23 protein-coding genes are annotated in these 21,773 nt (G+C 34.7%); 13 read left to right on the top strand and 10 right to left on the bottom strand.

What is annotated here, in order from left to right; genetic code table 11:
• Nucleotides 1-120: 120 nt before the first annotated feature.
• Both AN964_RS12925 and AN964_RS12920 read right to left on the bottom strand, forming a co-directional pair.
• Complete coding sequence (locus AN964_RS12925; protein ID WP_055740073.1) at nucleotides 121-1,128, bottom strand: sigma-70 family RNA polymerase sigma factor; 1,008 nt, start codon at nucleotides 1,126-1,128, stop codon at nucleotides 121-123.
• Between the two features lie 107 nt (nucleotides 1,129-1,235).
• The gene (locus AN964_RS12920) at nucleotides 1,236-1,883 is read right to left on the bottom strand and encodes a DNA-3-methyladenine glycosylase family protein (RefSeq protein ID WP_055740072.1); all 648 of its coding nucleotides are present in this window, start codon (nucleotides 1,881-1,883) and stop codon (nucleotides 1,236-1,238) included.
• Between the two features lie 119 nt (nucleotides 1,884-2,002).
• On the opposite strand from AN964_RS12920, the gene AN964_RS12915 reads away from it, so the two are divergent.
• Nucleotides 2,003-2,821 (top strand): aminoglycoside phosphotransferase family protein, encoded by an 819-nt coding sequence (locus AN964_RS12915; RefSeq protein ID WP_055740071.1) that lies wholly within the window; start codon nucleotides 2,003-2,005, stop codon nucleotides 2,819-2,821.
• 16 nt (nucleotides 2,822-2,837) lie between these two features.
• Here the strand turns inward: AN964_RS12915 and AN964_RS12910 are convergent, their stop codons facing one another.
• Complete coding sequence (locus AN964_RS12910; RefSeq protein ID WP_055740070.1) at nucleotides 2,838-3,299, bottom strand: flavodoxin; 462 nt, start codon at nucleotides 3,297-3,299, stop codon at nucleotides 2,838-2,840.
• Between the two features lie 245 nt (nucleotides 3,300-3,544).
• Nucleotides 3,545-4,369, bottom strand: coding sequence for an aldo/keto reductase (locus tag AN964_RS12905; protein ID WP_055740069.1), 825 nt, complete (start codon nucleotides 4,367-4,369; stop codon nucleotides 3,545-3,547).
• 180 nt (nucleotides 4,370-4,549) lie between these two features.
• Between AN964_RS12905 and AN964_RS12900 the strand changes: the two genes are divergently transcribed.
• The 3 genes from AN964_RS12900 to AN964_RS12890 all read left to right on the top strand — a co-directional run bounded on the left by AN964_RS12900 (nucleotide 4,550) and on the right by AN964_RS12890 (nucleotide 7,060).
• Nucleotides 4,550-4,936 (top strand): GntR family transcriptional regulator, encoded by a 387-nt coding sequence (locus AN964_RS12900; RefSeq protein WP_055740068.1) that lies wholly within the window; start codon nucleotides 4,550-4,552, stop codon nucleotides 4,934-4,936.
• 21 nt (nucleotides 4,937-4,957) lie between these two features.
• Nucleotides 4,958-6,055: a DUF1648 domain-containing protein gene (locus AN964_RS12895; protein WP_055740067.1), complete on the top strand. Its 1,098-nt coding sequence runs from the start codon at nucleotides 4,958-4,960 to the stop codon at nucleotides 6,053-6,055.
• A 78-nt stretch (nucleotides 6,056-6,133) separates the two neighbouring features.
• Nucleotides 6,134-7,060, top strand: a complete 927-nt coding sequence (locus AN964_RS12890; RefSeq protein ID WP_083489342.1) for an alpha/beta hydrolase family protein — start codon at nucleotides 6,134-6,136, stop codon at nucleotides 7,058-7,060.
• Nucleotides 7,061-7,096: 36 nt separating this feature from the next.
• Here AN964_RS12890 and AN964_RS12885 read toward each other — a convergent pair whose 3' ends face one another.
• The 3 genes from AN964_RS12885 to AN964_RS12875 are packed head-to-tail and all read right to left on the bottom strand — an operon-like array spanning nucleotide 7,097 to nucleotide 8,601.
• A complete protein-coding gene (locus AN964_RS12885) occupies nucleotides 7,097-7,585 on the bottom strand; it encodes a hypothetical protein (protein WP_055740065.1) in 489 nt (162 codons plus the stop codon).
• 57 nt (nucleotides 7,586-7,642) lie between these two features.
• Nucleotides 7,643-8,275, bottom strand: a complete 633-nt coding sequence (locus AN964_RS12880) for an HAAS signaling domain-containing protein (RefSeq protein ID WP_055740064.1) — start codon at nucleotides 8,273-8,275, stop codon at nucleotides 7,643-7,645.
• Nucleotides 8,276-8,277: 2 nt separating this feature from the next.
• Nucleotides 8,278-8,601, bottom strand: coding sequence for a PadR family transcriptional regulator (locus AN964_RS12875; protein WP_055740063.1), 324 nt, complete (start codon nucleotides 8,599-8,601; stop codon nucleotides 8,278-8,280).
• 401 nt (nucleotides 8,602-9,002) lie between these two features.
• Between AN964_RS12875 and AN964_RS12870 the strand changes: the two genes are divergently transcribed.
• A complete protein-coding gene (locus AN964_RS12870; protein ID WP_055740062.1) occupies nucleotides 9,003-9,839 on the top strand; it encodes a hypothetical protein in 837 nt (278 codons plus the stop codon).
• A 135-nt stretch (nucleotides 9,840-9,974) separates the two neighbouring features.
• On the opposite strand, the gene AN964_RS12865 is transcribed toward AN964_RS12870, so the two are convergent.
• Nucleotides 9,975-10,496 carry an ECF transporter S component gene (locus tag AN964_RS12865; protein WP_055740061.1) on the bottom strand — a complete coding sequence of 174 codons (522 nt, stop codon included), beginning with the start codon at nucleotides 10,494-10,496 and terminating at the stop codon, nucleotides 9,975-9,977.
• Between the two features lie 187 nt (nucleotides 10,497-10,683).
• Between AN964_RS12865 and AN964_RS12860 the strand changes: the two genes are divergently transcribed.
• From AN964_RS12860 to AN964_RS12830, 7 genes are all read left to right on the top strand, one after another.
• Nucleotides 10,684-11,112 (top strand): GNAT family N-acetyltransferase, encoded by a 429-nt coding sequence (locus tag AN964_RS12860; RefSeq protein ID WP_055740060.1) that lies wholly within the window; start codon nucleotides 10,684-10,686, stop codon nucleotides 11,110-11,112.
• Nucleotides 11,113-11,670: 558 nt separating this feature from the next.
• Complete coding sequence (locus tag AN964_RS26075) at nucleotides 11,671-12,357, top strand: DUF2848 family protein (protein ID WP_055740059.1); 687 nt, start codon at nucleotides 11,671-11,673, stop codon at nucleotides 12,355-12,357.
• A gap of 3 nt (nucleotides 12,358-12,360) precedes the next feature.
• Nucleotides 12,361-13,158, top strand: coding sequence for a carbon-nitrogen family hydrolase (locus AN964_RS26070; RefSeq protein WP_055740058.1), 798 nt, complete (start codon nucleotides 12,361-12,363; stop codon nucleotides 13,156-13,158).
• Between the two features lie 62 nt (nucleotides 13,159-13,220).
• On the top strand, nucleotides 13,221-14,519 hold the full coding sequence (locus AN964_RS12845; protein WP_055740057.1) for an MFS transporter: 1,299 nt from the start codon (nucleotides 13,221-13,223) through the stop codon (nucleotides 14,517-14,519).
• A 179-nt stretch (nucleotides 14,520-14,698) separates the two neighbouring features.
• On the top strand, nucleotides 14,699-15,469 hold the full coding sequence (gene pxpB / locus AN964_RS12840) for a 5-oxoprolinase subunit PxpB (RefSeq protein ID WP_083489341.1): 771 nt from the start codon (nucleotides 14,699-14,701) through the stop codon (nucleotides 15,467-15,469).
• Nucleotides 15,470-15,473: 4 nt separating this feature from the next.
• Nucleotides 15,474-16,409 (top strand): 5-oxoprolinase subunit C family protein, encoded by a 936-nt coding sequence (locus AN964_RS12835; protein WP_055740056.1) that lies wholly within the window; start codon nucleotides 15,474-15,476, stop codon nucleotides 16,407-16,409.
• A gap of 16 nt (nucleotides 16,410-16,425) precedes the next feature.
• Nucleotides 16,426-17,190: a LamB/YcsF family protein gene (locus tag AN964_RS12830; protein ID WP_055740055.1), complete on the top strand. Its 765-nt coding sequence runs from the start codon at nucleotides 16,426-16,428 to the stop codon at nucleotides 17,188-17,190.
• Between the two features lie 149 nt (nucleotides 17,191-17,339).
• On the opposite strand, the gene AN964_RS12825 is transcribed toward AN964_RS12830, so the two are convergent.
• Both AN964_RS12825 and AN964_RS12820 read right to left on the bottom strand, forming a co-directional pair.
• The gene (locus AN964_RS12825) at nucleotides 17,340-18,386 is read right to left on the bottom strand and encodes a response regulator transcription factor (protein ID WP_055740054.1); all 1,047 of its coding nucleotides are present in this window, start codon (nucleotides 18,384-18,386) and stop codon (nucleotides 17,340-17,342) included.
• On the bottom strand, nucleotides 18,374-20,185 hold the full coding sequence (locus AN964_RS12820) for a sensor histidine kinase (RefSeq protein WP_055740053.1): 1,812 nt from the start codon (nucleotides 20,183-20,185) through the stop codon (nucleotides 18,374-18,376). The genes AN964_RS12825 and AN964_RS12820 overlap by 13 nt, the downstream gene beginning before the upstream one ends.
• Nucleotides 20,186-20,396: 211 nt before the next feature.
• On the opposite strand from AN964_RS12820, the gene AN964_RS12815 reads away from it, so the two are divergent.
• The gene (locus tag AN964_RS12815) at nucleotides 20,397-21,761 is read left to right on the top strand and encodes an ABC transporter substrate-binding protein (RefSeq protein WP_055740052.1); all 1,365 of its coding nucleotides are present in this window, start codon (nucleotides 20,397-20,399) and stop codon (nucleotides 21,759-21,761) included.
• Nucleotides 21,762-21,773: the final 12 nt, after the last annotated feature.

Below are 21,773 nucleotides of genomic sequence, written 5' to 3'. Positions count from 1 at the left end.
TAAGTTTGCTTACAATGGAGCATTTGAAAGGGGGTACCTTCCTTTCATAACTGGTCATGAAAAAGGAGTATTCTTTTACACTGAAACATTAATAAAAGAGCTAGGAACGCACTAGCTCTCTTAAACTTGCCCTTGATGTGTAACATTACAAACGGATAATGAATTTCCGTCCGGATCTTTAAAACCAAATCCACCTTTGCCTTCCATACCAGGGAGAAAATTTATACCTGATACCTCGACTCCTTGCTCCTTTAGGAAAGTGTGATAACGTTCTAAGTCAGGCACATAAAAGTCTATGACACTGTGGATTATATTTGTATTTGTGTTTAAAAATGAAAGGTTCCTTACAGATTCCGTTTGAACTAAATACAGCGTTGGTACACCAATTCGGTTACCTCCCTGTAAATGGAGCATAGCATCGTAATCTGTTTCGTGAGCAACCTTAGTTCCAAGCACCTTTTGATACCAATCGATGGAAGCTTTGATGTTAGTGACAGGAATTTCAATAGTTGCGATTCTAGGTACAATCCTCCACATCGTTTCATCATGAATGGTTTGTCCTACCGTATTGTTGTGTGAGAATTCTGTTTCCATAAAATGAATCAGCTCCTTTTTTAGTTTTTCCTTTGCTCGTCTTATTCTACTTTCTACTGCACTTACTGTTATATTTAGATATTCACTGATTTCTTTTATTGTAAAGCCGCTAATGAAGTATAAAATGATGACTATCCGTTTTGATTCATCTAATTGATTAATCGCATCCCAAACGGTTTGCTTAACATATTGACGAATATAAACTGCCTCAACATTGTTTGTATCATCAGTTAATTCGGGAATGGAATCAATCGGTTCTGTTTTCTTCTCTTTTTTCATCCAGTCTAAACAAATTCGTTTTGTTAGCGTATACAACCAGCTGCCAAATTTTTCTGCATTTGTTAGTTTACTTAAGTTAAACCATGCTTTAACAAGCGCTTCTTGTGCCAAATCCTGTGCAATATGAGTATCCCTTATCATGCTCATGGCTGTAGCATAGGCAGCGTTGGAATACTTTTGAACTAATATAGAATAAGCATTAACATCACCGTTCATAGCATCATTTACAAGAACATGTTCTTCCTTATGTTTCATTTTGCACCTCCTTTATAATACAGACAGAAGATTTGCAGAATTTCGGTCAGGAAATTTGAAAAAAGTATAATTTATTAATAAAAAGCCTGTAAAAGCTACGCTCAACCCTACATATTAGATTCTATATATTCTTTAAAAGAAGAGTAAGACAAAACAAACTCGCGATTCACAATTTCCCACAAATAAAGGGAGGCAATCGATTGATACGGTGCCCATTGCTTTCCTTTTTCTTCTAAAAGTTTTTTGCCGTCCACATCTTTCGGAGCAGAATAAAGCCATTTAACTCCCCGTTGCAGTCCCACATCAAGAAGAGATAGTACATCTAGTCTTCCTAATGAAAAAATAAGAAACATTTCTGCCGTCCAGCGACCAATTCCTTTAATTTGAGTTAACAAACTAATCACAGTTTCATTCCCCATATAGGATAAGTGATCAAACAAAATTTCTTTTTGAATGATTTTTTCGGACAAATCTCTTATATAAGAAATTTTACGAAATGAAATGCCAATTTCACGTAAATGGTCATCTGATAATGAAATAAGCGTTTCCGGAGTTAAGTCATTGTTTGTTATATTCCGTAAACGCTCGTTAATGACAGATGCCACTTTTGCAGATAACTGCTGCCCTACAATTGATCTTAATAATGCCTGATAACAATCATCCCGTCTTTGAAGATTAAGGGGACCAATGATGCTTATAATTTGTCTTAGAAGCGGGTCGGAGTTGTTTAGTTTTTCCATGATTATTTCATTCATATTTTCACATTCCTTTTATGTAATAGACTAATCCACTAAATAATACATTTACATTATCCTAAATTTCTAATATTGTAAAATTAATGAATATATTGCAATGGAAAGAGGGACTGGTGGTGATGTTTTTAGAAAAATGTATTGGGAGAGGCAACACCGCTGAGGTTTATGAATTAAAAGATATTGAAAACGAGGTAGTAAAGCTGTTTTACGAAAAGATTCCTTATGAATTAATTGAGATGGAGTATGAAAAGAGCAGGGTAATAAGTCAATTAGGGATACCGTCCCCGAATGTACATAAATTACTCGAGCTCGATAATAAATGGGGCATTTTATATGAAAAAGTAATGGGAAAAAACTTCACTGATATTATTTCTTCACAGCCATTTTTGCTGCAGAAAAATGCCCAGCTTTTTGCAGAATTACAAGCATCTTTCCACTCAAAAAGCATTGAAAAACTTCCGTCTCAAAAAGCATATCTTTCTAGAAATATTAAAGGAACTAATTTGTTAAGTGAGGAAGAAAAACAAAAAATTTTACAGTACCTCGAAACGTTGCCAGATGATAATAAAGTCTGTCATGGTGATTATCATAGTGATAATATCATCATGATGAACGGGAGAGCAAAAATTCTTGATTGGATGACTGGAACATCAGGGAATCCTAGTGGAGATGTTGCAAGAACGTTATTGATTATGAGGGATTCATACTTGCCACCAAGCATGCCTAAGGTTACTAAAATACTTCTGCAAATAGTAAGAAAAATGTTTGCAAAATCATATCTGAATCACTATATGAAAATAACAAAATCCTCATTAGAAAGTATTGAAAAGTGGCTATTACCAATCATGGCAGCCAGGTTAGTGGAGGGTGTACCGGAGCCAGAGAAGGAATCGTTAGTAAAAAAGATCAGATTAATGATTGGAGGGGGGATGGCCTGAGTCGAATCAGGCCAGATTAGGAAGGAATTAATTCTTTCACTTTTTCCGCAAAGTCCTTTCCAAATTTCCAACAACGGTCTTCATCTTCCCCTGCAGGGACAAGATCCACTTTTAATCCATCGAGTACAACATTTGCACCGAGTTCGTGTAATTTTTCGGTAACAGTATCGACTGCAACACAAAATGTATCTTTGTAGAAGGTATCTCCGGAACCAAACACTGCCATTATTTTGCCGGTTAAATCAACTTGTTCCATGTCTTCGTAGAATAACATGAATTCATCGCCAATTTCCCCGCCTTCATATGTATAGGCACCTAAAAGAACTCCATCATATTTCAGCATTTCTTTAGGCTTTGTGCGAAGTGCTTCTTTTACCGTTACATGTAACCCTTCTTCTGTTAAGGATTGTTCAATTATTTCTGCCATTACTTCGGTATTGCCTGTCATGGAGGCATAAATAATTAAGATTTTTTTCATAGAAAAAACCCTCTTTTCCATAGAACTAAGACTTTATTATTTTATCACTTTTGAAATTGTTTTAACTCCTCACAAGGGTTTGTTCATATTATTGTTAAAATAAAAAAAGTTTTTTAGGAGGGAATGATCCCAGCCTAAAAAACTTTCCATATGATTTGCTTCATATAAATTATTATACGAGTATGGTCTTTGTTTGACTCCAGCGCCTATCGGATAGCCGATAGGCGCTGCCGCTATTCTTTATATTATCGACGATTCATATCAGCAGGATTTGGACCTTTACGTTCGTTGCGGTTTAACTTGTTGATTTCTGCCATTTCATCTGCTGTTAATTCGAAATCAAATACATTAAAGTTTTCTTCAATTCTTGAAGGTGTTACGGATTTAGGAATGACAATCGAGTTATTTTGTAAATGCCATCTTAACACAACCTGTGCAGGTGTTTTGTCATGTGCTTGTGCAATCTTTTGGATGGTTTCATCTTTAAGAACTTCTCCACCTTGTTGCAGCGGGCTCCATGCTTCCACGTATATATCATGTTTTGCACAGAAATCTTTTAATTCTGATTGAGATAGGAATGGATGACATTCCACTTGATTTAGAACTGGTTTCACTTCGCATTCTGCTAAAAGGCGCTCTAAATGCTCAATGTTAAAGTTACATACTCCAATCGCTTTAACGCGGCCATCATGATAAAGTTTTTCTAATGCTTTATATGTATCAACATATTCATCATATTGAGGAGTTGGCCAATGAATTAAGTATAAATCTACATAATCAAGACCCAATCTTTCTAAGCTTGCATCGAATGCTTTCAATGTATTTTCATAGCCTTGATCACTATTCCAAACCTTTGTCGTAATGAATAGTTCTTCGCGGGGAATAGAAGATTGTTTTAGAGCTTCTCCAACGCCTTTTTCATTTTGATAAATCATGGCAGTGTCGATGGAACGATAGCCAACTTCAAGCGCTTTTGTCACTGCAGCAGTTGCTTCTTCATCTTTTACTTGCCAAACACCAAAACCAAGCTGCGGCATTTTTACTCCATTGTTTAACGTAACAAAATTCATCCAGCATCTCTCCTTTAAAATAATGGTCTTTGCAAATTTTAGAATATCAATTTTTAAAGATTGTTTCAATGAAAGAGCCTTACACAAAAACACCTATTTTTATCAAAAATTATAATTTGTTCTATACAATCTAGAACAGATTTGTTATAGTGAAGATAGAACAGGAAGAGGTGAATAAAGATGATAATACAAATTGAACCTCAATCTGATATTCCAATTTATACTCAATTATCGAATCGAATAGTGGAAGGAATAGCAAAAGGGGAGATGAATCCAGGAGATTCGCTTCCATCTGTACGATCATTAGCTGCAGATCTTGGAGTGAATATGCATACGGTTAATAAAAGCTATCATGAACTGGAGAAAAAAGGGATCATCCAAATTGTTCCTAAGTCTGGTGCAATAATTCAAGAGCCAAAAGCGATCAAAACAGGAGAGCCGTTATACGAACAACTAAGAGAGCAGTTAAAACCTAGAATTGCAGAAAGCTTAGTATTGGGGTTGGAACAAGCACAAATTCATACTCTTATTGAATCCATCATAAAGGATTTAAAAGGTTCAAATTAAAGTAGAAAGAAGGGGAAAACGATGGCTTTAACAATTCCTATTATAGTGATGGTTGTCATGATAATCATGCAAACCATCCTGCCTTATGTCGTAAAAAGGACTGTTGTGTTCGGCGTATCTATACCTGATCAATATGTAAAGGACGAAAAGCTTTTATCATATAAAAAGATGTATACATTATGGGTACTTTTGATATCCATAATTGGATTAGTTCTTTATCTATTATGGGCTTTAAACGGAAATTTGGCAGAGGGTACACAAGTGTTGACTGGTATAGGAATAACATTTGGAGTAATGCTGGTCAGCATGTCTTTATATTTTTATTTTCATGCGAAAACATTACAACGAAAAAGAGATCAGAAATGGGTTGAAATTGTAAAACCGGTTAAAGTTACGGATTTAAATGTTCGTCTCCAGGATGAAATGCTGCCTTGGTATGTGTTTCTATTACCGATAATCATCACGATTGGAGTAGCGGGATATACAATATATCAATATCCGAACTTACCGGATCAAATACCTATGCATTGGGGACCAGATGGTAAGCCCGATTCTTTCTCTGCAAAGTCACCGCTATCTGCTATTTCAATGCTAGCAATCCTTTTCGTCATACAAATAATGTTTTTAGCAATAATGGAATCCACGAAAAGATCCGGTATAAAAATTAATGCAACGAACCCAACAGCGTCGAAGGTTCGTCAGCTTACGTTACGTAAATATTCAAGCTGGTTTATGTTTCTAATCAGTTTCCTAATAACGGCATTATTTTCCTATTTTCAATTAACAACGATTCATCCGGGATTTTTCCAGGATGCTTATATGATGGCAATTCCTTTCATCTTCTTATTATTAGTGTTAATTGGAACCATTATTTTTGCCGTTAAAGTTGGAAAAGCGGATAAAAATAATGATTTTCCATCTGTATCCGGAGTATCCGATCTAGAAGAGGATGAAGAATACTGGAAAGGCGGACTCTTTTATTTCAATAAAAATGATCCTTCTATCTTTGTAGAAAAACGCTTTGGAGTGGGGTGGACCATCAATTTCGCCAACCCAATCGGCTATCTCATGATATTTGGACCCATTATCTTGATCATTCTAATATCTTATTTTGCATAAATGTGGTGTCAGGTGCCGGATTATCATTCTTCTAATCTAGTGCCTGACACTTTCAGTTAAAGAATGGAGGTAAATGCTGTGGCTGATGAAAAAATTGTTATTGGCTCTGATACAAAATACCCACTAAACGGAATATTGTCCATTCCTAATGAATCTAATCGATTGTTCCCGGCAGTGGTACTGGTTCATGGATCCGGGCCGAGTAACATGGACGAAAAAATTGGAAATATATATCCTTTTAAAGATATTGCAGAAGGGTTGTTTGAAAAAGGGATTGCCGTATTACGATATGACAAGAGAACATTCGTATACGGTAAAGAAATGAAAAATAGTCCTGGATTATCAGTAAAAGAAGAAACGATTGAAGATGCCATCCTTGCTGCTGATTACTTACGAAAAGATTCAAGAATAGATTCCAATAAAATTTTTATAATAGGTCATAGTTTAGGAGGGATGTTAGCTCCACGAATTGATGCAGAAGGCGGGAATTTTGCCGGTATCATTATATTAGGCGGCTCCCCTCGTAGATTAGAAGAAATTATGATGGATCAAAATGACAATGTTTTAAACTCATTAAATAAATTTTTGAAAATCATTGCAAGGAAACAAATAGCAAAATTATCAAGTAAGTTTAACAACCTCTATCATTTAAGCGATGAAGAAGCAAAAGCAACCTTCGTTATTGGAAAACATGTGAATGCATACTACTTCAAAGAAATGGGTGAACACCAAGCGATTGAGTATCTTACCGCATTGGATAAACCAATTTTTATTTTGCATGGTGAAAAAGATTTCCATGTATCCGTTGAAAAAGATTTTAATGGCTACAAACATTTGTTGGGCGATAAACCAAATGTAACATTTAAGCTTTATCCGAACTTGAATCATGCGTTTATGCCTTCTGTTTATGGAGAAATACTAAAAGCGAAAAAAGAGTATAAGGTTGCACAACATGTAGATAAACAAGTTATCCATGACATTTCCGATTGGATTCTTTCAGTTTAGGAAATGTCAACGGAAGTGTCAGGCACCCGATTAGAATTATTCTAATTTGGTGCCTGACACCTTTGGTAATAAAAAGGTGATGAGTCCTATTAAAGTTGCGGCGATGCAAACGACCATGCCGATAAGAAGGCCAAGTCCACGCATAAAGGTATCTTCTCCAGGATAGAGCGGCTCTAAATGTTGATTTTTATAAAAGAAATAGATAAACAGGAAAACATAAATGGACTGTCCAATTAAAATAGCACATAATCTCTTTAGTAACGGATTTGGAAAACAATATTTGATATACGCCCAAGCAACAACACTAGCTACAGGCGACAAGACAATGAAAATGGGTGTGGAAAAGGGAATGAAAAATACACCCAAAGCCGTTATCGCAATTAAAAGTAAATTTATTGCTAAAATTGCTCCACCCGCGGTTAAAGCGGAATGAAATTGATATTTCATTTTAAAATTTATCCTGATGGATCTAATACTGAAAATAGCCAAGACTAGTGCAATAAGTAGTAAAAGGGATAATGACATGATGAATATCCTCCTTTTGAATTATACATAGAATTTCTATGTATATAGGTAAAAAAATTAGAGACCAAAAGTGATCCCAATTTTGAATGCAAGTTTACTAAGCGGGTAGAAAAGAACCGTTGCAATTACGCAAAACACTATAAATACTGGATTTAGTAAAGGTGAAAAAATGTCACTAGGAATAACATTAAAGAGGGTAATGAACATTAAAACCATATTTGGTATGGATGCCCATATCATTGTTTTATTCACCATTTTCTTTCCGCTTGGTCCATATTGCTTCCCAATCGTATAACCTAAATAAATCCAATACATGGAATATAACAGCAAGATAGAATGGGACTTATGCGATAAATAAGTCCATGTATGATTCACTATCCGAAAATCACTAAAATGATAACTAATAGTAATAAACAAACCGCATACAAAAAATGCCCAATTCAATAGAATTAAATGTATCATTTTTCTTGAACTGGGAGGCTGCATAAAACTTTTTCCCAATTCCAAAGGATTCCCCATATGATGGAGGACTTGTTCAGTAGCTGCTTTTTCTGGTACTCCAATAAGCATTTTATCTTTTATACCGTCCTCAATATGGGTTGAAATCTCATTTAAGATATCCTCCATTTCATGATGGTTTTGTAAAGCGAGTTTTAATTCTTGTAGATAATCTTGTTTTAGATTTTCCATTATTAATCCCCTAGTACCTTTGACATGACACCCACAAACCGGTTCCATTCCTTTGATTTCTTAAGGAGTGCTTCTTTCCCATCCTTGGTGATCCGGTAATATTTACGAGCAGGCCCTTTGTCTTGTTCTTGCCAATACGAATCAATATATCCTTGTTCCTCTAATTTTTTTAATGCTGGATATAACGTCCCTTCCTTTACATGAAACGCATCATCACTCCGACGTTCCATTTCCTTTGAAAGCTGATATCCGTACATGTCTTGTTCCTCTAATAGGTGAAGTAAAAGCAAGGAAGTACTGCCTTTTACCAATTCCCGGTTGAACAAGCAAATCACCTACCTAGAATTAAGATGTATATAATATACTTTTACCATATTCATACATGATTGGCAAACTAAAATTTTTTAATGGATAATTAGTAGTTAGTAATATTTGGAAAATTTTGTTATGTATGGTGTATAATAATCGAAATGTATTGGCAAATAATCATGGCGGGGGAACTAATGGAGAAAATATACCTAGATGAACAAACACTTGATAAATGGAGTGAAATTGCAGTTCCGAATGTCGATCTGTTTTTCCAAAATTGAACCACGATATACCGTACATTGAGGAAATGATTTTAAATCATTGCTACACTTCATACATTCCGAAAACGTCATACGTTATTAAGGGTTTTTTCACTGTTTCCTTTCACTACCATAAGCTAACAGAAGAGGTGATAACAGTGAAATTAAGAAATCAAATGGACGAATCTGCTTTTAATCAAACGTATTTCCGTCCATCTTGTTCGCCTGTATTAAATTTAAGAGTTAAAACTTCAGATCTTTTCAATCCTTATTCTGAAAAAACGTATGACCAAATTCAGGTTCCTGCAACTTTGACAAGAACTCCAGAAGAGACTATTCTTAACTATTTTAGTATTTTGCGTGAAGCAGATAATACGATAGAAAGAAGAAGTTGTGGATCAATAGGTTATGCTCGTACTCCATACCCACTAGCCTATAATTTTTTATCTAAGAAGTATCAGAAAAAACGAAGTTATGAGGAATACCTCCATTTATTTGCTGGGATAGGACATATCAACTTAATAAAACTTGCTCGGTTATCGAAAGAAAATCAGGATGTAAGGTTTTTTTACGAAATGGAAACAATCGAAGCGTTTGAGGGTAATGATGCTGAATACTTCGGTTATTCTTATGGATTTATCCAACTTACTCAGGAACAAACTGGTTACAGAATTTCTGATATGAATAGGATGAAGGAAGATTTTCTATGCGCACCTTACCATGGTTGGTCTCATAATGCAGAAGCCGTTGTAGAAGTAAAATACGGGAATTGGTGTAAGCTAGTTAATCATATATATCCCACCATCAAAAGTGGTTATGCGAAAAATATTCCATTTCATGGTAATGATGGTGCCGATTACTATATAGTGTTTTTCACACTTACAAATGGAACAGATGTAGAAATAGCTCAATATCGCAAAGTTGGCAACGAGGGTTGGAAACAAATACAAATCAAGCCCGAAGAAAAGAGTTTAACGGAAAAAAATGATTCATAACTGCTGCAATTTATACGTCAAACAAGGCAGGTTTGCAAAAAGAGATGCATCATTCATTTCCATATTTAAAAAAAGAGGAAATTCTTTACCGAGTGATTTATCTACTGAGAAAGAAAATCCTCTTTTTATTTTTGTTTATATTGTTATCTGTTTCTTTACGCGTCCTGCAAGCGGAACTACAATGATGCCCGCTAATACAACCTGCATAACATTTCCTGGAATGGACCCGAGTGGTTGTATCCAGTTACCATAGAGGATCACTTCAGCAAAATAGTAACCAACAAGTTTTATAATCAGTGCACATGCAACCGCCAGAGTGTTAATAAGTAGTCTATTGCCAGGTACTTTTTCGGAAAAAAGTCCGACTATGAAGCCCATTGCACCAACGATGATAAATGTAAATGGAGACCATATTGCCCAGCCGGATATGATATCAGAAAGCCCCATTCCAAAGGCACCTACTATAGCTCCTGTTTTTTTGCCGTATACCATGGCTGCTATAAAAAGAGGTATATTACCAAGATGGATTAGCCCTCCGTTGCCCATTAATGGGAGCCTTATGTTGATGAACGCTGTTGCGACTAGGGTTAATGCTATGAAAAGTGCATTAATAACTATCGCTTTTGTTTTTGTTGTTGGAAGGAAAGTTGATTTCATAGGATGACCTCTTCTTTTTTTTAAAAAATAATATCATACTATCCAAAACTGATAAATAGATAGTTTAAAACAAGAGAAGTATAATTTAACAAAATATCTATTCAAAAAGGAGAAAAATGTAGTTTTGTAGAAAATCATATATAAAAAATGGATCATAATAAATGTTTGCGAGGAGTTGAATAGATAAATGATCCGTGAAGCTGAAATAACAGATAAAGCTCAAATCGTTGAACTTTATAAAATGTTGGTACCATACAGTAAGAAAATGAACGTTCAAGAAGAGCAAATAGAAATGATCAGAAAGGACCCTAACAATTTTTTGCTAGTGTATGATGAAGAAGGAGAAATATTAGGAACCATAACACTAAATATATGTCTGCAGGCTTTACATGGATTAAGACCTTATGGAATAGTCGAAAACATCATCGTTCATGAAAAACATCGAAATAAGAAAATCGGACAAAAACTTTTACAATATGTTGAGGAATATTGTAAATCAATCGATTGCCATAGGATTATGTTATTAAGTAACTCAAAACGTAAAAAAGCGCATCAGTTCTTCGAAAGGGAAGGATATGATAGTTCGGTTAGTAAAGGATTCAAAAAATATTTGTAAATAAGATGTTACAATAGATGTTATTTGTTATGATTTATGTTTTTGTAAAAATATATTTATAGAACTGACACGTGGTTCGAGAAGAAATAAATAATGGGAGTGGGAGATTTAAAATGGAACGGAATATCAGCTCACGTATTGAACCCAAAACAGCTTTTGGATGAAAAAGTGGTTTTTGAATAAATTGGCCGAACACCTCGGCAGAAAGATGCAGAAAGTAAAAAGATATTACAAAAAATAATTAACGAAACATTGTTTTAATTAGTACTTTATTTGATAGATTATGAAAAAATGTAATGAAAGTAACAGGGCATTAATCCAATGATTAAAGCTCTTTTTTTGTAGTGTGATAAAAGTCGTTTTCAAAAAATAACAATAAAAAGGAATCTAATTAATGTATATGTTGTATACATCATATATAGGGGTAGATTTAAGATTATAAATCAAAATATTTAAATAATTAAGAAACATAAACACTAATTTATCTGGATGAAACCTATTAACTTAGTTGAATAATTATTGTTGTGCAAACTCGTTTTCTGAAAGGAGAGAGTTAGAATGAAAACTACAATTTTGCCATTAATGATTAATAACAAAGAAAAAGAGATTACAATAAACAACGTTTATTGTATTGGTTACGCAGGACGAAATATGGAAAAAACAATGGAACATATTGTTGAACTAGAAAAAATCGGCGTACCACGTCCACCAGAAATCCCCACACTTTATCCTATTCGCAGAAACAGTCTTAACCAAACTGGAGAAATTCAAGTACTTGGTGGAGAATCAAGTGGTGAAGCAGAAATTGTTTTAGTATTCGGAGATGTAAAGGACGAGGTTTATATTACTGTAGGCAGCGACCATACAGACAGATCATTGGAAACAATTGATATTAATCAATCAAAGCAAATTTGCGATAAACCTCTTGCCAATAAGGCGTGGAATCTTAATGAAGTTATGGATCACTGGGATGATCTTATTTTAACCTCACAAGTTTATATAGAGGGTCAATGGCACGAGTACCAAAATGCAAAGATTGATGAAATTATTCCATTAAATGAAATAAAAGCTTTTCTTAACAAGAAGAACATATCTATGAAAAATTGTGTGATCTTCTCAGGAACTGTCCCCCTATTAGAAGGGTTTAAATACGGTAGCAGATTTAGAATGGCATTCATCGATAAAGTACGTAATGAAGAAATTCAAGCAGAATATGCAATTACTCGCTTAGATTTGGAGGTATAAGTAATGAAAATATCAATTTATCAAATGGAAATTATTCCTGGAAATCCACCGGAAAATATCAGGAAAGTTCACGCATGGATTGAAAAGGAAGTGGAGCTCTCCGAACCAGACATAATTGTATTACCTGAAATGTGGACAACTTCCTATACTCTTGAGAATATCCATGTTTATGCGGACGATAACGGCCAATCTACAGTACCTTTCCTAAAGACAATGGCAAAGAGATATAACGTTAATATTATTGGGGGTTCTATAGCTAATAAAGTAGAGGGAAAAATCTATAACACATCGTTTGTAATAAACCGACAAGGAGAAGTGATTTATCAATATGATAAAGTTCATTTGGTTCCAATGCTAAACGAACCGATATATTTGGAAGGTGGCAAAAAAGTTCCCGAAGTGTTTGAACTCGACGGAATAAAGATGGGACTTATTATTTGTTACGACCTGCGTTTTCCAGAAATTATCCGTCCACTTGCACTAGAGGGAGCAGAAGTATTGTTTATCGTAGCGGAATGGCCTATAGATCGTCTTAGCCATTGGAGAAACATTCAAATTACACGAGCTATCGAAAATCAACTATTTGTTATTTCATGCAACAATGTAGGTTCATATCAATCTGTTACGTATGGTGGCAATTCCATGGTTATTCATCCATCAGGAGTTACCTTAAAAGAAGGATCGACAACAGATGAAGAAACGCTGAATATTTCCATTAATTATGAAGAATCATTGGAAATTCGCCATAAAGTCCCTGTATTCTCAAGTAGAGTACCAGGTTTATATAAACAAGGTTTGTAAATAGTAAAAATATCAAACTGAACAAATCAACTGTTTTCCATTTTATCCGAGGGGGAATGTTAATGAATGACACTGTAAGTGATAAGGTTCATATTGATCAAGGTAGGCAACAAAAAATCGCTGGAATTTCAAGTGTGCTTGGATCTACTATTGAATGGTATGATTTCTTTCTTTACGGAACAATGGCTGCTATTATATTTCCGCAATTATTTTTCCCACAACAGGATCCATATGTTGCAACATTATTAACTTTTTCAACTTATGCTGTTGGCTATGTTGCAAGACCAATAGGGGGAATTTTATTCGGACATTTTGGAGATAAAATTGGCAGGAAGGTTTCTTTAGTTGCAACATTAATATTAATGGGTAGTATGACGTTATTAATAGGCTTATTACCGGGATACGAAAAAATTGGATTATGGGCTCCTGTTTTAGTTACAATACTTAGATTTTTACAAGGAATTGCTATCGGAGGAGAATGGCCAGGGTCCGTTCTGATTTCCATGGAGTGGGGAACTAAAAAAAATAGAGGTTTTATGGCCACCTTACCTCAAATTGGAGTCCCTCTGGGATTAATACTAGGGACCGCCGTAACTTCGCTTTTTATTACAATTTCTGGAGAAAGCTTCCAAACCTGGGGTTGGAGGGTACCATTCATACTTAGTATATTATTGGTAATTATTGGATTAGTGGTTAGATTCAATTTGTTAGAAACTCCTTCCTTCCAAAAAGCCCTGAAAGAAAAGGAAATACCAAAATTACCTTTTGTTTCTGTTTTCAAACATTATCCTAAACAAGTAATATCCGGGGTACTTTCAAATGTTAGCAGCGATATTGCTTTTGGAGTATTTGCCTTTTATACAACCACATACGGAATAAAATATTTGGCTCTGGATAAATCCATCTTTGTTAATGCTACACTCATAGGTGCAATTGTAGCCGTGTTTGCAATTTCTTTATCTGGGTATTTTTGCGATAAAATAAATCCCAAAAAAATACTCGGATTTGGAAATATCCTTCTTATCTTATGGGCATTACCATATTTCTATTTACTAAACACCAAAAGTACAGCATTCATTTTCATAGCAGTTATTATAGCGTTTGTGATCCATTCTATCATGTGGGCACCATTAGCTCCGGTTATCGCTTCTAGTTTTCCAGCACATTTAAGATTTAGCGGATCAGCTATAACTTTTATGTTTAGAGGCCTGATTGGGGGAGGAGTCGCGCCATTAGTATCTACGTATCTTCTTAATAAGTTTGATAGTGGATATGCTATTAGTTGGTACATTATATTTGCAGGGATTATAGCATTATTTGCAATAAGGTATGTAGATATTAAATATCAAAAAGCAGATTAAAAATTAAATTATTTATAGGGACGTAACTTATTATATATTACAACTTGTTATGTCCTTTTATATATAATCAATGTTATTTCGACAATTTCCATAATAAGAATTCCGATAAGTCATATTAAATTATTATTTTAGGAATTTTTAAATGTATAACATAATTACCTTTTAAGGGAATGATTATATTGGAATTTAGATATAAAGCAGCTGGAGATTCATCCATCTTGATGGAACTCGATGTTGGTATCGATAAAGATATTAATAAACTAATAATCCATTTATCCAATATTATTGAAGAAAAGACTAGTGAAGGTTTTGGTGAAGTAATAATTGGTTATCGGTCATTGCTAGTTCAATATAATCCCTTAACAATGTCTTACTATCAGGCTGTTGAGAAGCTAAAACAATTGAAATTTGCTGAGAACAACAAAAGCCATGAGAAAAGAAGACATATTGAAATTCCTGTTCTTTATGGAGGAGAAGTTGGACCTGATTTGGAAAGCGTGGCTATCCATAACAACTTATCACCAAAAGAAGTCATTTCTATCCATAGTGAAGCCCATTATTTAGTATATTTTCTAGGATTTACTCCCGGCTATCCTTTTATGGGAGGTATGTCAAAAAGAATTGCTACACCTCGTTTGGAAAATCCACGTATTTCGATTCCTCCGGGGAGTGTAGGGATTGCTAATAATCAAACGGGTATTTATCCTGTTGAAAGTCCTGGAGGATGGAGATTAATAGGACAAACCCCTTTACGGTTATATAATCAGCAGGCAAAACAGCCATTTCTGCTTCGTGCAGGGGACAGTGTTACTTTTAAGGAAATACAGATCGACGAATTTAACGAAATTAAAAAACAAGTTGAACTTGGCGATTATATTCCGGTGATAAAGATCGATAACAACAATAACATATATACTGACTCTCAGAAAGGAGGAATAAGCTATCTTTGAAGTAATGAACCCTGGTGTATTTACAACTGTTCAAGATTTAGGGAGATCAGGTTATCAAAAATATGGATTGGCAGTATCCGGATCTGCTGACCACTATTCTCATAGAATGGCGAATATTTTAGTAGGAAACCCTGAATCTTCGGCAGTATTAGAGGTAACCCTCATGGGATTAAAATTGAAATCTCTAAAACCGACTGTCATTGCGGTGACCGGAGGGGACCTTACATTTACCATTAACGGTTACCCAGCCCCAATGTGGAGTTCCGTAAAAATAAATGAGGGGGATATTATTCATTTTTCCGGATGTAGATCCGGTTGCAGAGCATATATAAGTATACTAGGAGGAATTACTGTTCCAAAAGTATTAGGCAGTAGATCTACAGATACTGTTGGTAGAATAGGAGGAATAGAAGGAAGAGCTCTTAAAAAAGGAGATATTATTCCTTTTAATGAACAATCATTAGTCCGTTTTCAAGGAGTAAGGCGTCGTCTTCCGAAAGATTTAATACCTACCTATACTAATACATTCCACCTAAGAGTAGTACTTGGACCTCAAGAAGAAGCATTTACAGAAAAAGCGATAAAAACATTCTTTTCTTCTATATATAAGGCTACTAAAGATGTTAACCGAATGGGATGTCGGCTGGAAGGACCTATAATTGAACATAAGACAGGAGCCGATATCATGTCTGAGGGGATTTTTTTCGGGGCAATTCAAGTCCCTAAAAATGGACAGCCGATTATTTTTTCGGTTGGTAGGCAAAGTATAGGCGGGTACACGAAAATAGGAGGAGTAATCACGGCAGATTTACCGAAATTAGCTCAGGTGAAACCGGGGGATAGCATCACATTCGAAAAAATTACGATAGAAGAGGCACATGCTTTATTAAAAGAAAAAGAACAAGCTTTTTCTATATTAAAAACATATTCTAATAGTTAATTTAGGAGAGTGTAAAATGAGAAAAACAATTGATTTGAATTGTGATATGGGAGAGAGTTTCGGAATTTACAAACTTGGTTTTGACGATGAAGTGATCAAATTAGTATCTTCTGTAAATGTCGCTTGCGGATTTCATGGTGGGGATCCTAATACTATGGACTATACGGTGGCAATGGCGAAAAAGTACGGTGTAGGGGTTGGAGCTCATCCTGGATTTCAAGATCTAGCTGGTTTTGGCAGACGTAACATGGATGTATCAAGAAGAGATTTAATCAACTCCATAATTTATCAAATTGGTGCATTAGATATATTCTGTCAGAAACACGGAACACCTCTCCGACACGTAAAACCGCACGGAAATATGAATAATATGGCGGATTCAGATAAAGAAATGGCCACAAATATAGTGGATGCTGTACTTTCAGTTAGGCCAGATTTACCTATTTTGGTTAAGCCTAACTCTCAATTACATTTGGTAGCGAAAGAAAAAGGATTGCCATTTATTTTAGAATTATTTGCCGATCGTGAATACAATAATGATTTTTCCTTAGTATCAAGAAATTATGAGGGAGCCGTAATCACGGATCCAGAAAAGGTAGCGGAAAGAGTAATAAAAATGGTAATGGAAGGAAAAGTTACAACCTTTAATGGGGAAGAAGTAGAAGTTCAAGGGGAAACTATATGTGTGCACGGAGATACTCCTACTGCTTTAGACTTGATTAGAGTAATTAAACAAAGGCTCGAAAGTATGGATATTGAGATTGCTCCATTTTCCATTTAGATTTGTTTACCATTAATTTTTTATTTTCACATTATCCACTTCCCCCTGTGTTGTAAAAGCATCTTTTACTAACAGGGGAAATCTATTTAAATTCATTTTTTGACGATCTTAAAATGTAAGTTGAACTATTTTGAGTGTTGTTTTCGATTTTATGAAGATAATTTTATCTTTCGATACTCTGACGGTGTAAGACCAAAGGTTTTTTTAAACGTCCTACTGAAATGAGGATAGTCACTATAGCCTACATATAAAGCAACTTCATATGTTTTAATGTTAGAGCTTTTTAGAAGTTCCTTAGCTTTTTTCATTCGTAAGTCAATAAGGTATTTTATAAAACCTATGCCCATCTCTTCTTTAAATGTGCGGCTAAAGTAAGCATCGGATACTCCAATAAAATTAGCTACATCCTGAAGGGACAAACTCTCATTGGGAAAATGTTCCTCCATATATTGAACAGCTTTTAAGATATTTTGTCTTGAACCAAGATTACGTGAGCTTTGAATGATTTTGATCATTTGCGTAATAATTGTTTTAAGTTGGTTAAGGGATATTTCAATATTGTTTGACCAGTGAAAATGATCAGGAATTTTTAACGACAGATTTTCCATTCGTTTTTTCAATGCTTTGTCTAAGAAAAAAAGGATGTTCTCAAGAAATTGCGAAAGAGGTATTTGTTGGTTTTTTTGATAATGGTTTAAAATGATCTCTATCAGGTTACTTGCATCTGTTTCTTTTGCATTCCAAATATGTTCAGCTAATTGTTTTTTATAATATTCCAAATTTAACACCCAATCATTTTGTTGCGAGAAAGTTTGTTCATTTGCTTTTAATTTTGCATAGATTTGATTAAATGTTTTTATGAATTGTTCAGGGACAATCGGTTTTAATAAGAAATCTGTCACGCCATATCTAATCGCTTTTTGAGCATATTCAAAATCGTTATATCCCGAAAGAATAATAAATACAATAGAAGGGAATTTCTCTTTTGCTGACTTAATAAATTCTAGCCCATCCATTTCGGGCATGCATATATCAGTAATTACGATATGTGGAGAGACGGAATCTAATAGTTGTAATGCCTCGTTTCCATCCTCGGCGGAACCTACTGCTAAAAACTTGTTTTCCATAGATAGAATCAGTTTTTTAAGACTTAGATGAATCATATATTCATCATCTACTAGCATTACACGATACATTGTTTTTCCTCCTCTATATATGGTAACTTTAATTCAATCAGCGTTCCTGATTCAATTGATGATTGTTTAATCAACAGTCCATATGGATAACCAAAGACTAAGCGGATTCGTTGGTGAACATTCCACAAACCAATGCTATTTTCTTGTGCAGACATGGGGATCAATTCCTTATTTTCAAATGCCTTGTTATAATCCTCCATGGTAGCCGGGTCCATTCCTTTTCCTTTATCTTGGATTCTCAACACAAAATAAGATAATTTTTTTTCACCATGTATTCCGATATAGGAAGGCTTCATTTTATGATTTTGATATCCATGAAGAAAGGCATTTTCAATTAATGGCTGAAGAGTTAAACGAATGGTTCCAATCCTAGCTAATTCTTTTTCGTCTATTTGGATATCGACATGCAAATGGCGAAATCGTGCACACTGAATCTCTAAGTATGAGCGAATATGGGAAATTTCCTCTTCTAACGTAACCACTTGCTTTGCGTTTCCTAAGTTATACCGAAACATATGGGCTAATGAGGTAGCTATCTTGCTTATTAATGGATTATTCTCAACAATGGCATGAGAGTTTATAATCTCGAGTGTGTTATAAAGAAAGTGTGGATTAATTTGAGTTTGCATAGCTTGTAAAGTCGACTCTTTTTGCTTTAGCTCCAGCTCATGTTCTCTCATCTTAGATATTTGTATCTCTTCATAAAGCCTTCTAAGTTCTCTAACCATCTTAAAGAAGCTTTTAAATACTCCGCCAATTTCATCTTTTCGATCTTGAATACTGGAAATCTCAATATTTAAATCCCCGGATTCTACTTTCCTCATAAGACGCTGCATGTATGATAAAGATTTAGTGATGGTCAGCGAAAATCCTCCAACAACAGCCATCGCAACAATGAGAATGAGGATACCCAAAAGAATGGTCTCAGTTCTTAATCGGATTAAATTACCAATGATTTGGTCTCGGGGAATTTCTGCAACTAATATCCAGTTAGTCACGTGGGAATGTTCATAAATAATATATTTTTTAACCTTATTTATATCGGTCAGAAAGGCATTGCTTGTTTTGTTTAAATACTTATTCATGATATCTTTTGAAAAACTAGAACCAAGTGATTTTTTATCTGAGTGATAGATGATTTGTCCCTTTTTATCTAAAATATATACTTTTGATTTATCCGTTAAGAGATTTTTACTAATTTTCGAGATTTGATTTAGGTTGATATCAATAATCAAAAGCCCTTCGTACAAATATGAAATGTTGCTATGTATTTTCCTGGTAATCGTTAAAACTGGCATTGAGCCAACCTGATGGAGTCCTATAATATTGAAATTATCTAATTTATCTGTCGTTTGCAATAGATCTATATTCCGTTTTCTAATTTCCTCCATATTTATTAATTCCTTTACTCCTGTATAATCATTGATTTGGATGTTGTTCTTACCAACTAGAGAAATGCCAACAATATCTTGTCTGCCATAGATCATTTGGGAAAACAAGTCCTTTTCTATATTTTCAGCCAAGATGAAAAAATCATAGTTGTTCAGGCTTTTACTATTAATAAAATGTTGAATTTGTGGATTATTCACAAAGGGATAGGTCATATTTTCCAAATTCGATATATACAAATCTAGATACTCATTCGTTTGGCGAATTAACTTTTGGTTGGACTGGATGGCTTCTTGTTCAATAGTCCTGGTGCTCGTTTCGTACCAGATTAATCCGATAATGGAAATAGGTAAGCAAACAAAAACAAGGATGATAATAAATAGTTTTCTATTTATTGAAGACGTTTTCATAAAAGAACCTTCCCTATGATTATTTTTACAGGTCTTGTGTCTGTCAGGGTTTACCAATGCTTCTTCCACTTTTCTAAGATTAGTTGTAAAAATATTAGAACAAAAAAACACAAGTATGTAAAGAAAATTCATTTAATTCTGATAAGGAAATCTTTAAAGTAATAATTGTAAGCGGTTTAATAAATATCAGATAAAGCAGGGGGATAGGGAAATGAAGGTAAAAAGTTGGATTTCAATTTTAACAGTATTTTTTCTCATTCTTGTTTTAGCCTTGACTGGATGTTCCAACTCGGATAGCCAAAAAACGGGTGGAAATACAAAGGATGCTTCAAAATCTAATAACAAACAAAAAGTGACAATAAATTTGGGATTCTATTCTGGGGGTAAGTCTGATGAAAAAATGAAGGCATTAATAAAAAAATTCATGACTGCACATCCAAATATTGAAGTCACTTCACAAAGTGCACCTTATGGTCAGTTTTATCAAAAATTAGATACCCAGATTGCTGCAAAGGATGCTCCTGATGTTTGGCTTTCAGATGGAGTTTTAGTAATGAAATATGCAGAAAGAGGGGCCATAAAAGATTTAACAGATTGGATAAATCGAGATTTAAACAAAAATGATTATTATGGATTAGATTTTAATAAAGATGCAAACGGAAAGTACTGGGCTGTTCCACAAGGAATACAAATAGGAGTTTTATACTACAACAAGGATTTGTTTGATAAGGCACATGTTGAATATCCAAATGAAAATTGGACTTGGGATGATCTTAAGACCGCTGCAGAGAAATTAACACTTGATGCGGGTGGAAAAAATGCAAATGATTCTGGCTTTAAAAGCAATAACATTTCACAATTTGGTCTGACATTCTTTAGTATTACTGAAGGCTGGTTCTCTGTTTTAAAATCGTACGGCGGCGGAATTTTGGATCAATCAATGAAAAAGTCAATCATTGATTCAGATGAGAACAAGAAAGCTTTTGAATGGATGGTTGATGGTATGAAACGAGGTATTATTACTGACCCAGCCGATCTTAAAAGCTTCCAAAGCCCAATGGCTGTATTCCCAAGCGGTGCAGCGGCAATGAGAATTGGGATTTATGCGCGTGTTTTAGCGGCAAACGAAGCAGGATTGAACTACGATGTAACAGTGCTGCCAAAAGGTCCTAATGGAAAAAGATTTGCTCCTGTCATCTCGAATTCATGGGTTATAAATTCAAAAGTAAGTGATGAGAAAGCAAAGGCAGCTTGGGAATGGATTAAATTCTGGGCGACTGAAGATGAAGTCCAAAAAGAGTGGGCGGAACTTGGTGAAGCAGTTCCTGTAAAAAAATCTGTTGCAAATTCGGATGTATTCTTAAAAGCGGCAGGTAATCCTGTGAACAAAAAGGCATTTTTAGACAGCTTTGAATTTGCAGGTGCATTAGACACGAATGCTGTATGGGAAGAATGGGTTGCTAAGTTTAATGAACATGCGCAGCGTGCCTTTCTAGGTGAATCATCTATTGAAGATTCCTTAAAAGGAGCAGATAAAGATATTCAAAAGATACTAGATGATTTTTATAAAAAATAATCATGAAAGCGG

It is taken from the genome of Heyndrickxia shackletonii, assembly GCF_001420715.1.
Taxonomy (GTDB): Bacteria; Bacillota; Bacilli; order Bacillales; family Bacillaceae_C; genus Margalitia; species Margalitia shackletonii.
The sequence above is the reverse complement of the archived record's forward strand: the minus strand, read 5'-3'. Positions and strand labels throughout refer to the sequence as shown.